20 protein-coding genes and 1 pseudogene are annotated in these 13,188 nt (G+C 66.1%); 16 read left to right on the top strand and 5 right to left on the bottom strand.

Features of this window, described 5'->3' with window-relative positions:
* The first annotated feature begins 109 nt into the window (after nucleotides 1–109).
* The 9 genes and pseudogenes from QOL68_RS03810 to QOL68_RS03770 all read left to right on the top strand — a co-directional run bounded on the left by QOL68_RS03810 (nucleotide 110) and on the right by QOL68_RS03770 (nucleotide 3,740).
* Nucleotides 110–418 carry an antitoxin Xre/MbcA/ParS toxin-binding domain-containing protein gene (locus QOL68_RS03810; RefSeq protein ID WP_282947082.1) on the top strand — a complete coding sequence of 103 codons (309 nt, stop codon included), beginning with the start codon at nucleotides 110–112 and terminating at the stop codon, nucleotides 416–418.
* An 8-nt stretch (nucleotides 419–426) separates the two neighbouring features.
* On the top strand, nucleotides 427–636 hold the full coding sequence (locus QOL68_RS03805) for a hypothetical protein (protein ID WP_349252316.1): 210 nt from the start codon (nucleotides 427–429) through the stop codon (nucleotides 634–636).
* Between the two features lie 14 nt (nucleotides 637–650).
* Nucleotides 651–923, top strand: a pseudogene (locus QOL68_RS03800) (alpha-isopropylmalate synthase regulatory domain-containing protein); the annotation flags it as partial.
* A 300-nt stretch (nucleotides 924–1,223) separates the two neighbouring features.
* Entirely contained in the window at nucleotides 1,224–1,484 is a 261-nt protein-coding gene (locus QOL68_RS03795) for a hypothetical protein (protein ID WP_283404275.1), read from the top strand.
* A 75-nt stretch (nucleotides 1,485–1,559) separates the two neighbouring features.
* Nucleotides 1,560–2,492: a hypothetical protein gene (locus QOL68_RS03790; RefSeq protein WP_282947077.1), complete on the top strand. Its 933-nt coding sequence runs from the start codon at nucleotides 1,560–1,562 to the stop codon at nucleotides 2,490–2,492.
* Nucleotides 2,493–2,796: 304 nt separating this feature from the next.
* Nucleotides 2,797–3,003, top strand: a complete 207-nt coding sequence (locus QOL68_RS03785) for a cold-shock protein (RefSeq protein WP_058457546.1) — start codon at nucleotides 2,797–2,799, stop codon at nucleotides 3,001–3,003.
* Nucleotides 3,004–3,005: 2 nt separating this feature from the next.
* A complete protein-coding gene (gene infA / locus QOL68_RS03780; RefSeq protein ID WP_058457547.1) occupies nucleotides 3,006–3,269 on the top strand; it encodes a translation initiation factor IF-1 in 264 nt (87 codons plus the stop codon).
* Between the two features lie 105 nt (nucleotides 3,270–3,374).
* Entirely contained in the window at nucleotides 3,375–3,518 is a 144-nt protein-coding gene (locus QOL68_RS03775) for a hypothetical protein (protein WP_204993090.1), read from the top strand.
* Nucleotides 3,519–3,545: 27 nt separating this feature from the next.
* Nucleotides 3,546–3,740, top strand: a complete 195-nt coding sequence (locus QOL68_RS03770; RefSeq protein WP_058457548.1) for a hypothetical protein — start codon at nucleotides 3,546–3,548, stop codon at nucleotides 3,738–3,740.
* A gap of 9 nt (nucleotides 3,741–3,749) precedes the next feature.
* On the opposite strand, the gene QOL68_RS03765 is transcribed toward QOL68_RS03770, so the two are convergent.
* The gene (locus QOL68_RS03765; RefSeq protein WP_282947071.1) at nucleotides 3,750–4,427 is read right to left on the bottom strand and encodes a DUF6445 family protein; all 678 of its coding nucleotides are present in this window, start codon (nucleotides 4,425–4,427) and stop codon (nucleotides 3,750–3,752) included.
* Nucleotides 4,428–4,507: 80 nt separating this feature from the next.
* Here QOL68_RS03765 and QOL68_RS03760 point away from each other — a divergent pair, with 80 nt between their 5' ends.
* From QOL68_RS03760 to QOL68_RS03750, 3 genes are all read left to right on the top strand, one after another.
* Nucleotides 4,508–5,131: a TetR/AcrR family transcriptional regulator gene (locus tag QOL68_RS03760; protein ID WP_282947069.1), complete on the top strand. Its 624-nt coding sequence runs from the start codon at nucleotides 4,508–4,510 to the stop codon at nucleotides 5,129–5,131.
* A gap of 67 nt (nucleotides 5,132–5,198) precedes the next feature.
* On the top strand, nucleotides 5,199–5,654 hold the full coding sequence (locus tag QOL68_RS03755; protein WP_282947067.1) for a nuclear transport factor 2 family protein: 456 nt from the start codon (nucleotides 5,199–5,201) through the stop codon (nucleotides 5,652–5,654).
* Nucleotides 5,651–6,445 carry an arylamine N-acetyltransferase family protein gene (locus QOL68_RS03750; RefSeq protein ID WP_282947064.1) on the top strand — a complete coding sequence of 265 codons (795 nt, stop codon included), beginning with the start codon at nucleotides 5,651–5,653 and terminating at the stop codon, nucleotides 6,443–6,445. Before QOL68_RS03755 ends, QOL68_RS03750 begins: the two co-directional genes overlap by 4 nt.
* Nucleotide 6,446: 1 nt before the next feature.
* Here the strand turns inward: QOL68_RS03750 and QOL68_RS03745 are convergent, their stop codons facing one another.
* The gene (locus QOL68_RS03745) at nucleotides 6,447–7,040 is read right to left on the bottom strand and encodes an SRPBCC family protein (protein WP_282947063.1); all 594 of its coding nucleotides are present in this window, start codon (nucleotides 7,038–7,040) and stop codon (nucleotides 6,447–6,449) included.
* Nucleotides 7,037–8,047, bottom strand: coding sequence for a GlxA family transcriptional regulator (locus tag QOL68_RS03740; protein ID WP_282947062.1), 1,011 nt, complete (start codon nucleotides 8,045–8,047; stop codon nucleotides 7,037–7,039). Before QOL68_RS03740 ends, QOL68_RS03745 begins: the two co-directional genes overlap by 4 nt.
* A 139-nt stretch (nucleotides 8,048–8,186) precedes the next feature.
* On the opposite strand from QOL68_RS03740, the gene QOL68_RS03735 reads away from it, so the two are divergent.
* The 4 genes from QOL68_RS03735 (at nucleotide 8,187) to QOL68_RS03720 (ending at nucleotide 11,639) form a co-directional block, all read left to right on the top strand.
* The gene (locus QOL68_RS03735; RefSeq protein ID WP_282947061.1) at nucleotides 8,187–9,014 is read left to right on the top strand and encodes an alpha/beta fold hydrolase; all 828 of its coding nucleotides are present in this window, start codon (nucleotides 8,187–8,189) and stop codon (nucleotides 9,012–9,014) included.
* Nucleotides 9,015–9,073: 59 nt separating this feature from the next.
* The gene (locus tag QOL68_RS03730; RefSeq protein ID WP_282947059.1) at nucleotides 9,074–9,568 is read left to right on the top strand and encodes a hypothetical protein; all 495 of its coding nucleotides are present in this window, start codon (nucleotides 9,074–9,076) and stop codon (nucleotides 9,566–9,568) included.
* Between the two features lie 126 nt (nucleotides 9,569–9,694).
* Nucleotides 9,695–10,585 carry a nitrilase-related carbon-nitrogen hydrolase gene (locus tag QOL68_RS03725; protein ID WP_282947057.1) on the top strand — a complete coding sequence of 297 codons (891 nt, stop codon included), beginning with the start codon at nucleotides 9,695–9,697 and terminating at the stop codon, nucleotides 10,583–10,585.
* Between the two features lie 82 nt (nucleotides 10,586–10,667).
* Nucleotides 10,668–11,639, top strand: coding sequence for an NAD(P)H-dependent flavin oxidoreductase (locus tag QOL68_RS03720; RefSeq protein WP_204993101.1), 972 nt, complete (start codon nucleotides 10,668–10,670; stop codon nucleotides 11,637–11,639).
* 206 nt (nucleotides 11,640–11,845) lie between these two features.
* Here the strand turns inward: QOL68_RS03720 and QOL68_RS03715 are convergent, their stop codons facing one another.
* On the bottom strand, nucleotides 11,846–12,325 hold the full coding sequence (locus tag QOL68_RS03715; protein ID WP_282947052.1) for an AHH domain-containing protein: 480 nt from the start codon (nucleotides 12,323–12,325) through the stop codon (nucleotides 11,846–11,848).
* On the bottom strand, nucleotides 12,322–13,158 hold the full coding sequence (locus QOL68_RS03710; RefSeq protein ID WP_282947050.1) for a hypothetical protein: 837 nt from the start codon (nucleotides 13,156–13,158) through the stop codon (nucleotides 12,322–12,324). Before QOL68_RS03710 ends, QOL68_RS03715 begins: the two co-directional genes overlap by 4 nt.
* Between the last annotated feature and the right edge of the window lie 30 nt (nucleotides 13,159–13,188).

Raw genomic sequence — 13,188 nt, 5'->3', positions numbered from 1 at the left:
ATCCGCCCCCCGCGACCCCATATGTCATTATCGCGGCAGACGTTTTTTCGTAGGCCACCGCGACTGAGAGACGCTTGGCGCTCCCGCTTACGCAAGAGGAGCCGCGCCGATGAGCAGCAAACCCGACCCCGATTCCGCCACCCCCGCCCCCGCTCTCGCCCCGACAAAGTCGTACTCCAGCCGCCTGTTTCGCCCCAAACGCACCCCGCTTCCGCGCGACGATGCGCGACGTCAGGGCGACATCAGCAGCCTTGCCTATCTGACGATGGGCGGCCGCGACCCGGCAATGGCATTCCTCAACGCCGAAAATCCCGCACTCGGCGGCCGCCCGCTCGCGCTCGCGACCGCCAGTGCCGAGGGTTATGCGCGCGTCGCTGCCGCCATTCACGCCTGGTCGCCGGACCCGGCCGCCGGATGAGCCGCGCGATGAACCTCGCTTTGCCCGAAAGCGAGGTGAACGCGCTCTGCACCGCCGCGGGGATCAGCGTCAGCGCGATCGAACCGCTGCCGTCGGGCGGCACGCACCTCGTCTGCACCACCGGCGCGGGCGCCGACGAAATCCGCCTGCGCCTCGCCGGCCACCTGATCGAAGGGGCGGTCACCCGCTATCGCTTCTATCGTCCGCCGGGCAAATAGGCCGCGCCCCGCACAGCGTCAGCGGCCGCGGCAACGGCCTGATGTCGAGCGTCATCGCCGCGCTCCGCGAAAGCGGCGGCCCGGTGATGGACATCGTCGATTACAGCGAGCACGCGATCGGCCAGGGCAGCAATGTGCAGGCCGCGGCTTACGTCGAATGCCGCACGGCGGACGGGAAGAGCCTGTTTGGGTGCGGGCTCGATACCGATGTGGCGACGGCGAGTGTGCGGGCGATTTTGTCGGCGGCGAATGGGGCGCAGAAACTAAACCAAATTGAACAATCCTAATTGAGCCCGAGAAGCAAATTTCTAATTCGTTTCTCGGCTTCGGATATCTTTTGCTCGACTTTCGCGCATTGCCTGTCAATTATAAGTGACAAAATTAGAAATATCGTCACCGGCAAACCGATATAGAATAAAAATATGAACCACACCCCGATAACACCAGCATCAAAATCTTGCCAAATTACGCAATAAGAAAAATAAGAGATACTTATGAAAAATAGAGAAATGACAAGCTTGAGCGCGCTCCGATTTAGATTGTGAAATCCTATTTCCAATCCACTTAGCTCGCCACTCAGCCGACGAATGTTTCCAGCCTCGATGGCTCCTAAACGAGAGCCTGCCACACCACTCCGCAATGTTGCCACCCGACGAGCGAGGCCCGCTATTCCGGTGGCGGATATTCTAGGCGGAGTTCCATCGTTTGCTCACTTTGAAGCAGTGGCGCTGGCTCGCAGTCAAAAGTGCAAGCTCGTGTCGGCAAAAAAGGGCTTAAGTGATTGCCAAAGCATCGCAAAAAGCAATGGCCTTCCGAAATCAGACATCATCAAGATCAAAGATATTTAGAACGTAAAACCCCTTTCCTACATTTCACCCATATGGTTCATTCTGTCGGTTTCACCCAACCGAAAGGACGAATCGATGGACGACGCCGCCCCCAATCCCGCCGACATCCCCGCCCCCGGCAGCTATCACTGGACGCCCGCACTCCAGCGCGCGTTTCTGGAGAGCCTGGCGACCACCGGGTCGGTGAAGATCGCCAGCACCGCGGTCGGCATGTCGCCGCGCGCGACCTACGACCTTCGGCACAAGCCGCAGGGCGCGGCGTTCCGGCTCGGCTGGGCGGCGGCGGTGCTGATCGCGCGCTCGCGGCTCGCCGACGAGCTGCTCGACCGCGCGATCTGGGGGCATGACGAGATCACCATCGTCACCCGCGAGGACGACCGCAGCTTCACCAAACGGCGCCGCATCGAATCGCGCCTCGGCCTCGCGATGCTCGCGCGGCTCGACCGCATGGTCGAAACCCGCGCGCAGGCGGGCGAGGAAATGCTCGCGCAGATCATCGCCGGCGACTGGCCGGGCTTCCTGTCGCTCTTCGATATCGACGCCGACAACAAGGATGCCGAGGGGCATAACGCCGCGCTCGCGCTCTGGCTCGCCGGCCGCGACAACCGCGCCAACCCGCTCGCCGCCCTCTGCCCCGACGATGCAATCGCGAGTGAAGTTGCGCAGAATTACGGCGATTTCGGCGAGGATGGGCAAACCCCCGAAACGCCCGAAGAGGCCGCCGCGGCGATGACCGTCTGGTTCGACGACCGCGCCGGCGAGTGGCGCACCGACTTCCCGCCGCCCGAGGGCTTCTACGGCTATGAGGATGGGCAGTTCGGCGACCCCGCCTATGCCCGCGAACTCGACGACGACGAGCTCGAACTCTATGAGGTGCGGCGCATGGCCGAGGTCACCCCGCTGCGCCAGGCCGGCGAAGCCGCGCGCCGCGCCTTCTTCGCCCTCCCCGCCCCCGCCAACGACCCGGCGCCCGAAGGCGGCAAGGTCCGCAACAGCGCGAGCGGTTGAGTGTCCCCGCCACTTCGTCATCGCCGCGAAGGCGGGGACGCAGCGAAGCGGGTGGAACGGCGCGGCAGCGCTGTATCGGGATGTCGCCACCGGGCCCCCGCTTGCGCGGGGATGACCGGGGTTCGGAATGGCGCGAAATCCCCCAACCTTGACTTTTCAGGAAAAACCGCCCATATCGGCAAGGCTAACGTCGCATGCGACGGAATTTGACGGCCCCTTGGGGCAGACTCTTCCCTTCACACGCTACCAGCTCCGCCGGTGCTTTTGCCGGTGGATTCCCGTTTCTCGTGAAAGGAAACACCCCATGGCCATCGGCACCGTAAAATTCTTCAACTCCGACAAGGGCTACGGCTTCATCGAAAATGAAGACGGCTCGGGCGACAGCTTCGTCCACATCACCGCGGTCCAGGCCGCGGGCATGGACACGCTCCAGAAGGAGCAGCGCGTCTCCTACGACCTCGAAACCGGCCGCAACGGCAAGGTCTCGGCGATCAACCTCCAGTCGGCCTGATTTTGGCCAAAGAGGAACTGATGACTTTCGAGGGGCAGATCGACGAGATCCTGCCCGACGGACGCTTCGGCGTCGTGCTCGAAAATGGTCATCGGGTGATCGTCTATACGGCGGGCCGGATGCGGCGTTTCCGCATCCGGTCGGTCGTCGGCGACGCCGTGCGCGTCGAGATGACGCCCTATGACCTCAGCAAGGGCCGCCTCGTCTACCGCGAACGCGGCGGCGGGCCGGTTCCCCCCAGCCAGCGCAAACGGCGCGGGCTCTGAACCAGAGCGCCAGCGCAAGCGGCGCGGGCTCGGACCGGGGGTCGGCGCATACGGCGCGGGCTTCCCACAATAAAATACGTAAAATCAAAGATAAAGATGATGACTATGTTTAATGCAAATTCGATTTTCCCCGCTCTGCCCGCGCTGTCGCTGGCCGGCAAGGCACAGACGGCCATCCCGTCGCGCCGCCGCCGCCCGACGCTGTCGCGCCGCGAGCTCAGGCGTCTGATCGCCGATATGGTCGATTGATCGACCTTCAACCTTGAGGAAGCAGCCATGTCGGCCACCATCGATTTCTACCTGACGCAGGCGGGCAAATGTTCGGAAGAGGCCAAGGCCTCGCCGCTGACCCAGGTCCGCGACCGCAACCTGCGCGCCGCCGCGGCGTGGCAGGCGATGGCCGACAAGCTGCTCCATTCCGAGAAACTGCGCGCCGAAAGGGAAGCGGCCGTCGCGGCCGCGAAGATCTGACCCGGCGCCTCAGCCGATCGACAGAAATGCGGTGACCGTCAGCCGCCCGCGCCGCGGGTCCGCCGACAGCGCCGCACCGGGCGAAATCGCCCCGCTATGCAGGTTCCAGCTCGGATAGAGCAGCGCCCGATTATAGGTACCGGGCTCGGTCCGGATGCATTCGAACAGCGGCGTGTCGCCGGCGACATAGGCGGCAGACGGCGGTCCGCCATAGCGCAGCTCGGTGTCGAGGTGACGAAAGAACAGCTCGCGCCGCGCCTCGGTCACCGTCTCGAACCCGGTGGCACGATGGCGGAAAAAGGCGGTACCATCGCCGCCCGCCGGGTCGAGATAATGGACCAGCGCGATGCGGTCGGCCCCGAAGGCGTCGACGTGCGGCAGCCGCTGCGGCACCGTCAGCGCCCCGGGCGGCGTCGAGACGATCGAAAAGCTCGCGTCGATCACCTCGACCGCGCCGCGCCGGGCGAAGGCGTCACCCACCGCGGCGGCGATGACCGGAAGCGCGGCGGCAAGATAGGTGGCGGGCAAGGCGGCGCGGACGCCGGGATAATGATTATGTGCGGGCTCGAACGCCGCCCCGGCGGCAAAGCCGCGCAAGGCGCCGGGATCGGGCGCGAAATCGTCGAGGATCGCGATCGGCTGCGCCTCCGCGCCGATACTCCCGATCCGGACCGTCGTCGCTGTCATGGGCGGACCATAGAGACGGGACGGGACAAGAGCCAGTCGGTGCGGTTTGGCGAATCGAGAGACTGGTGTATCATGGCGAAATGACGATCTCACCCGGACATGACCCGCGCGCCAACCAGAAACAGCGCACCCGCAGCGCGATTGTCGAGGCGGCGATCAAGCTGCTCGGCACCGGCGTCCGCCCGACCGTCCCCGAGGCGGCGGCGGCGGCGAAAGTGTCGCGCGCGACCGCCTACCGCTATTTCCCGACGCAGGACGCGCTGCTCGTCGAGGCGGCGGCGCACGGCCCCGCCGACGCGGTCGAGGCGCTGCTCGACCGCGCGCCCGGCGACGACGCCCGCGCGCACCTGCTGAAGCTACAGGCGGGATTCCTCGACATGGCGATCGCCGAGGAAGCCGCGATGCGCGCCGCGCTGCGTGCCTATCTCGACGCCTGGTTCACCGCGCGCGAAAAGGGCGAGACGGCGCGCGACATCCGCGAGGGCCGGCGGATGCGTTGGATCGCGACCGCACTTGCCCCCGAACTCGCGTCGCTGCCGGCCGCGCAGGCGAAGCGGCTGCACGCCGCGCTCGCGCTGACGATGGGGATCGAGCCGCTCGTCGTGATGAAGGATGTCTGCCGTGCCGACGATGACGAGGCGCGCGCGACGCTGGCTTGGGCGGCGGAAGCGCTGCTCGCCGCGGCGCTCAATGCGAGAGAGTGAGATATTTATCTTTACATGAGACTATAGTCTCAATATATCCGTGCCATCGCCCCAGGAGAATTGTGCCATGAGTCCCACCCCCGCCCTCACCCAAGAGCGTATGGACCAGCTCATCGACGATCATTTCCGCTATGAGGCGACCGACGATGTCGACGCCGTCGTCGCCAGCCTGACCCCCGACGCCGCGCACCACGTCGTTCCCTCGCCCGTCGGCCCGATCCGCGGCCGCGACGCTGCGCGCGCCTTCTACCGCCGTCTGTTCGACGCACTCGCTGGTGAGCAGGTCACGCCGGTGCGCCGCCTCTATGGCCCCGATTTCGTCGTTGACGAGGTGCTGTGGCAGGGGCGCGTGATCGACGGTTCGATCTTCCTCTGCGACGGCCGCACCGGCCGCGTGACCTTCCGCATGCTCCACGTCTTCGAATTCGAGGGCGACCTGATCCGCAGCGAACAGGTCTGGTGCGACCTCGCCGCGATCCAGGCGCAGCTCGGCGTCGGGACGCGCGACAAGGTCGCGGCATGACCGGCGCGACGCCCGACCACCTCGCCGCCTATCTGGCGCGCATCGGCTTCGTGGGCGACGTGCGACCCGATCTCGAAACGCTGACCGCGCTCCACCGCGCGCATGTCGAGAGCATCGCGTGGGAGTGCATCGACTGTTTCCTCGGCCGCCCGACGACCCGCGATCCGCGCGCCGCGTTCGACAAGATCGTCGCCGGCGGCCGCGGCGGCTGGTGTTACGAGATGAACGGGCTGTTCGGCTGGATGCTCGAGGCGATCGGCTTTTCGGTGACGCGCCTCGCGGCGGCGGTGATGCGCGAACAGCTCGGCGACAATGCCATCGGCAACCACCTCCTGCTCATCGTCCATCTCGATCGCGATTATCTCGCCGACGTCGGGCTCGGTTCGGGGCTGGTCGAACCGATCCCCTTTGCCGAGGGCGATTATGTCCAGCGCCATGCGACCTTCGGGCTGCGACCTTTGGCGGACGGCTGGTGGCGCTTCCACAACCAGCCCGATGTGCTGCCGCCCAGCTTCGACTTCTCCCCCGATGTCCGCGACGAGGCGCTGCTGGAGGGGGCGTGCAATTGGCTCCAGTCGGACCCGGGCTCGCCCTTCCGCCAGAATGTCGTGATTCAGCGCTACGGCCCCCACGGTCTCGACTCGCTCGTCGGCCCCGCGCTGATGCGCACAAATGCCGACGGCACCGAACGGCGCGAGCTCGCCGAGCAGGCCGACTATGCCGCCGCACTCCGCGACCGCTTCGGGCTCGATCCGGCCGACGCCGCCGCGATCTGGGCGCGGCTCGGATAGATCAGGGTGCCGGCGTTTCCGCCGCCGGCCGGGCCAACGACTGGCGCAGCGCGTCGAGCGTCGCCGCATTCCCCTTGGCAAAGAAAGACAGCAGCGCCCGGCCGCCCTCATTGTCCGGATAGCCGGTCGACGTCAGCCGTACGCGCGTTGCATCGCCAACCGGCTCGAGTTCCAGGAAGGAAGTCACCTGCTTGTAATCCTCCCAGTGCGGGAATTCGTCGGGCGCCTTGATCGTGCGGAACACCAGCAATCGCCCCGGGATCGCCGCGACGAACCGCTGCCAGATCGCCCCCGGCCCGCCGGGAAGCTCGTCGGGGTTATAGCTCGTCTCCAATATGTCGCTCTCGCCCTCCGCCCAGCGCGCGAGCGGCGCCGCCCAGCGCTTCCAGCCCTCGGGGGTCGAAACGGCGGTCCAGGCCGCGTCGGGCGGCGCGGCGACGACCAGCGAATGCGTCATCGTCGCCGTGCCATCGGCCTCGGTCTTCGTCGCGGTCTCGACCGGTTCGGGAGCGGCGGCCACCGTGACCGGCGGCTCCTGCCCCGCAATCGGAGCGGCGGCGAGCAGCAGCCCGGCCAGAGCCAGCGGGCGCATCATGCGACTTCCGCCAGCGGCGTCGGCGCCGAGAATCGCTGGCGATAATCCTGCGGCGACAGGCCGGTGATGCGGTGGAACAGCTTGCGAAAGGCGGCGGCATCCTCATAGCCGACGCTCCACGCGATCTGGTCGACCGTCCGCCGCGTGAACTCCAGCAGCTCGCGCGCCTTGCCGACTCGGATATGCTGGACATATTCGACCGGGGTCATGCCGGTGGCCGCCTTGAAGCGGCGCTGGAAAGTCCGCTCCTCCATCCCCGCTTCGCCGGCCATCTCGGCGACCGCGACCGGCCCCGCGCCTTTCGCCTGAAGCCAGTGCTGCACTTTCAAAATCGCCTCGTCGCCATGGGTCAGCTTCGGCGCGAAGCTGGCATAATTCTTCTGCTCGCGCCCCGACGGGTCGATCAGCAGGAAGCGCGCGGTCTCCATCATCACCGACGGTCCCAGCAACCGCTCGACGATGCGCAGGCCGAGGTCGGTCCACGCCATCAGCCCGCCCGCGGTGATGATGTCCCCGTCGTCGACCACCATCCGGTCCGCCTCCATCCGCACATCGGGGAAGCGCTCGCGAAACGCCTCGGCAAAGAACCAGTGGGTCGTCGCCGGCCGACCGGCGAGCAGCCCCGTCGCCGCCAACGCAAAGGCCCCGCCGCAATTCGATGCGAGGACCGTGCCCTGCGCATGCCGGTCGAGCAGCCAGCGCGCGTAGGGCGCGACCTCCTCGGCCTCGAGCAGCTTGTGCAGGCTCCCCGGCGTGATCAGCACCGCGGGCGAATTGCCGCCCGGTTCGTCGGGGTGGCTGTCGAAGCGGCGCACAAAGCCGCCGCCGTCCTGCAACCGCCAGTGGCTGACCCGGACAGGCGCGCGGCCATGATCGACCGCGAAACGCCCGGCGATATGGAACAGGTCGGTGATCCCGAGGACCATGCCGGTCTGGCATTCGGGATAAAGGACGATCCCGACCTCGACGAGCGCCAGCGGCGCGTCGGGTACCTTCAATCTGGGCATGGCGGCTCCCCCAATCGATCGTTTGTCGGAATCGGCCCGCATATTGTCGCGTCCGCCAATCCTGCGCAAGCGAAGCGGCGTCTATCTCTCCTTTCACCGGCGGACGACCCGCCCCTCACGAAGCGAAAGGAACCACGACATGACCACGATCACCACCACCGACGGCACGCACATCTTCTACAAGGACTGGGGTCCGAAGGATGGACAGCCGATCATCTTCTCGCACGGCTGGCCGCTCAGCGCCGACGCCTGGGACGCCCAGATGGTCTTCTTCGCCAACCAGGGCTTCCGCACGATCGCCCACGACCGCCGCAGCCATGGACGCTCGGACCAGGTCTGGGACAACAATAACATGGACCAGTACGCCGACGACCTTGCCGAACTGATCGAACAGCTCGATCTGAAAGACGTCATCCTCGTCGGCCATTCGACCGGCGGCGGCGAAGTCACCCGCTATGTCGGCCGCCATGGCACGCCCCGTGTCGCCAAGATCGCGCTGATCGGCGCCGTCCCCCCGCTGATGCTCAAGACCGAAGCCAATCCGATCGGCCTGCCGCTCGAAGTCTTCGACGGCATCCGCAAGGGCACCTTCGACAACCGCCCGCAGTTCTTCAAGAACCTGACGCTCCCCTTCTACGGCTACAACCGCGAAGGCGCCGTGATCAGCGAAGCGGTGCGCGACGACTTCGTCCGTCAGGGAATGAACGGCGGCCTCAAAGGTCTGCTCGACAGCATCCGCGCCTTCTCGGAAAGCGACTTCAACGAGGATCTGAAGAAGTTCGACAAGCCGACGCTTGTCCTTCACGGCGACGACGACCAGATCGTCCCCGTCGACGCCTCGGCCCGCTCGACCGTCAAGATCGTCAAGCATGCGGTGCTGAAAATCTACGAAGGCGCCGACCACGGCCTGACCGTCACCCATCAGGACCGGTTCAACGCCGACCTTCTCGACTTCATCAACGGCTGATACACCGGAGGCGCGGGTTCCCCCAACCGCGCCTCCTCTCTTTCCAAAGGAGACGTGCCATGATCCTCGGTTTGACCATCCCGCAGTTCACCACGCTGCACGTGCTGATCAGTTTCGTCGGCATCATCGCCGGGCTGATCGCCCTCCCCGCCTTCGCCCGCGGCCGCATCCTGCCGCGCACGAACGTCATCTTTCTCTGGTTCACGCTGCTCACCAGCCTGACGGGTTTCCTCTTTCCCATCGTCGCCTTCACCCCGGCGCTAGGGGTTGGCATCTTCTCGACGCTGATCCTCGCGGTCGCTCTGTGGGCCTGGTACGGCCGCAAGCTCGCCGGTGGCGCCGCATCGGTCTATGCCGTCACCGCGACGATCGGCCTTTGGCTCAACCTCTTCGTGCTCGTCGTCCAGTCGTTCCTGAAGGTGCCCGCGCTCAACGCGCTCGCTCCCAACGGCAATGAACCGCCGTTCGCGGCGGCACAGGGCGCGCTGCTGGTCCTGATGATTGGCCTCGGTTATTTCGCCTTCAGGGCGAGCCGCAAACGCGCTGCGGCCTGAACAAAATCGTCGCCCCCGCGAAGGCGGGGGCCGCTATCGGCCTCGCGCCACATCTTCGGCGGCCCCCGCCTTCGCGGGGGTGACGTATATTTACAGCCGGCGAGCAGACAGCCTAGAAGCCCCGCCATGACCGCAACCACCCACCCCGACAAAGTTCGCGTCGCCGCCGTCCAATATGGCCTCCGCGGAATTTCCGGCCCCGAAGATTTCGAGCGCCAGGTCGAATATTTCGTCATTTCGGCCGCCGATTACGGCTCTGACTTCATCACCTTCCCCGAACTCTTCGCGATGCAATTGCTCTCGTCGGGCGCGCGCCTTCCCGCCGCCGAAGCGATCGCCACGATCGACGCGCTCACCCCGCGCTTCACCGCCTTCATGTCCGGGCTCGCGCAGCAATATCGCATCAACATCGTCGGCGGCTCGCACCCCGTTCGCATCGACACCGGCGCGACGCGCAATCGCTGCCATATCTTCCTCCGCGACGGCAGCACCCACTACCGGGACAAGCTCCACCCCACGCCGTCCGAGCGCGAGGCATGGGGCATCGAAGGCGGCACCGCGCGCGACGCCGATGTGATCGAAACCGACTGCGGACCCGTCGGCGTCATGATCTGCTACGACAGCGAGTTTCCCGAACTCCCCCGCCGCCTGATCGACCAGGGCGCCGAAATCCTCTTCGTCCCCTATTGCACCGACGACCGCCGCGGGCACCTCCGCGTCCGCTATTGCTGTGCCGCGCGGGCGGTCGAGAACCAATGCTATGTCGTCACCGCGGGCGTCACCGGCAATCTGCCCAACGTCCACAACATGGACATCCACCACGCCGAAAGCGCGATCCTGACCCCGTCGGACATGCCCTTCGCCCGCGACGGCATCGCCGCCGAGGTCACGCCGAACGCCGAAGGCATGGCGATCGCCGACCTCTCGCTCGCCGACCTCAGGCAAGCACGCACCAACGGCGCCGTCCGCAACCTCGCCGACCGCCGCCTCGACCTCTATCGCGTTGACTGGAACTGAAGACGACGCCAGCGCATCCCTCTTGCGCGACTTTCCCTTTACGTTAAGGTAAGTTTCAAACAGCAACCGGAGAGTGTGATTCATGAGCCTTCCCCCGATCTTCGACCGCCTGCGCCTGCCCGTCATCGGCTCGCCGCTGTTCATCGTGTCGGGACCCGAACTCGTCATCGCCCAGTGCAAGGCGGGCGTCGTCGGCAGTTTCCCCGCGCTCAACGCGCGACCGCAGACGCTGCTCGACGAATGGCTCCACCAGATCACCGAGGAACTTGGCGCATGGGACCGCGACAACCCCGATCGCCTCTCGGCGCCCTATGCGGTCAACCAGATCGTCCACAAATCGAACGACCGGCTCGAACAGGATATTGCGACCTGCGCCAAGTGGAAGGTGCCGATCACGATCACCTCGCTCGGCGCGCGCGAGGAACTCAATCAGGCAGTCCACAGCTGGGGCGGCATCACGCTGCATGACGTCATCGACGACCGCTTCGCGCGCAAGGCCGTCGAAAAGGGTGCCGACGGCCTGATCCCCGTCGCCGCGGGCGCGGGCGGCCACGCCGGCCGCCAGTCGCCCTTCGCGCTGGTGCAGGAAATCCGCGAATGGTTCGACGGTCCGATTGCGCTGTCGGGGGCGATCGGCCACGGCCGCTCGATCCTTGCCGCGCAGGCGTGCGGTGCCGACCTAGCCTATATCGGCAGCGCCTTCATCGCCACCGCCGAAGCCAATGCCGATCCGGGCTACAAAAACGGCATCGTCGAGGGCCGCGCGGCCGACATCGTCTATTCGAACCTCTTTACCGGCGTCCACGGCAATTATCTTCGCCAGTCGATCGTCGCTGCAGGCATGGACCCCGACAACCTGCCCGAGGGCGACCTCAAGACGATGAACTTCGGTTCGGGTGGCAACACCAAGGCGAAGGCATGGAAGGACATCTGGGGTTCGGGACAGGGTATCGGTTCGGTCTCCGCGGTGCGCCCGGTCGCTGAATTCGTCGCCGAACTCGAGGCGCAATACCTCGCCGCCCGCCGCGAACTCGAAGCGAAGGTGCGCCTTTGAGCCCCGACGCCGATCTGTCGGCGATGACGGCCTAGGGGTGGATTCCAGCCTTTCAATTCTCGTCATGCTGAACTTGTTTCAGCATCCATGGCCGGGCCTTGCATCCGGCGCCGCGCCCAAGGAAACGACAGACCATGGACCCTGAAACAAGTTCAGGGTGACGATGAAAGATAGGTCAGCTTCCTGTCGAAACCCGCCATTCCACCCTACGCGCCAAACAGCTTGTCGATCGCCTCGTCCAGATAGGGCCGATCGGCGAACAGCCGCATCGGATCGCGGCGGTTGAGCCAGAAGCCGCCGCCGTGCCGGTCGGTCAGCGCGCGCCTTATCGTGTCCTGCAACAGGCCGAGACGCATGATCGCCGTGCGCCGCGCCAGGGCGAGATCGGCCCCAGCCTGCCCCGTGAAATGCACCCTTATCTGTTCGACGCGCGCCGCCAGCACGTCGCTATAGCCATGATGCGGCCCGCGGTGCAGCGCATGACCCGACCATAAGGCTGTGCGCTCGCAAGCGGGCAGCATCAGCCCGTTTCGTTCGAACCGGTTGAGAGCGAAGCCCTGCGAATGGAGCGCGTCGAACATCGCCGCCATCTGCTCCCGGCCCTGCAACGCGAGGGGGATCAGGTGATGGCGCTGAAAGCCGGGAAGCGGCGGCGGAGCGCCCTGCCAGCGCCGTGATGCCGTCAAAAGCTGCTGCCGAATTCCACCATAACCGTCGCGCCGCCGTCTTTGCGGCCGCGCCCCGGCGACAACGACACCCATTCGCCGGGATTGAGCCCACGCATCCGCCGCGCATCGCCGACCGGGCCATGAAGCATGATGTCGAGCGCCAGCCGCGAAAGCCGCTTGACCATTTCGGCGACCGTCCACCCGGCCGGCATCCGGCCTTCCAGTTCCTGGCCCCCGAACAGGGCCAGCCCGCGCGTCCGCACGGCCGCCCCCACGCCGCTATCGGCGAGGCGAAAGGCGATCAGGTGCAGCACCGGCGGCATACCGCTCGCCAGCATTTCGGTCACGGCTGCACGAAATTGCTCTGCCTCCGACCACAGGCGCGCCGGCGACCAGAAATAATGGCTCGCGTCGAGAAGGTCGATCAACAGCACCTGCATCTTGAAGATTTCGCGCAGCCGTGTCGACTGGGTGCGATCGTCGGCAGCGCGCGGCTCTTCGAAAAACACCCACGCCTGCCCGGCATCATTCCAATCCGGCGGCAAGGACGCAGCGAGTCGGCTCGTCGCGGGATGATCGGGATCGGCGCATTCGATAGCGGCTGCAGACGCTTGCCCGGCGAGCAGCGCGACCTCGCCAAAGCGCAGCCGTAACAGCGGCCCGTCAATCAGCGCGCCGGCGTTACCCGCCCGCTCGACCCGCTCGGGCCGGAGCCCCATCCGCCGGAAAGCTGCTTCGACTTCGTCCGGGGCGGCGCCGGCAAGCGCCTTTCCGACAACCAGCGCAAAGGGTTCCGGACAGGCCGGACGGGTCGATTGATCGCTGAGCCCCGACTGCATGATGCTGGTCACCCCCTACGGGTTCACCCTTGCATCGCAAGG

Origin of the sequence: Sphingopyxis sp. Geo25, from assembly GCF_949769135.1 — a bacterium.
In the GTDB taxonomy this organism is placed as follows: domain Bacteria; phylum Pseudomonadota; class Alphaproteobacteria; order Sphingomonadales; family Sphingomonadaceae; genus Sphingopyxis.
This window is presented reverse-complemented; position numbering and strand designations above follow the sequence as displayed.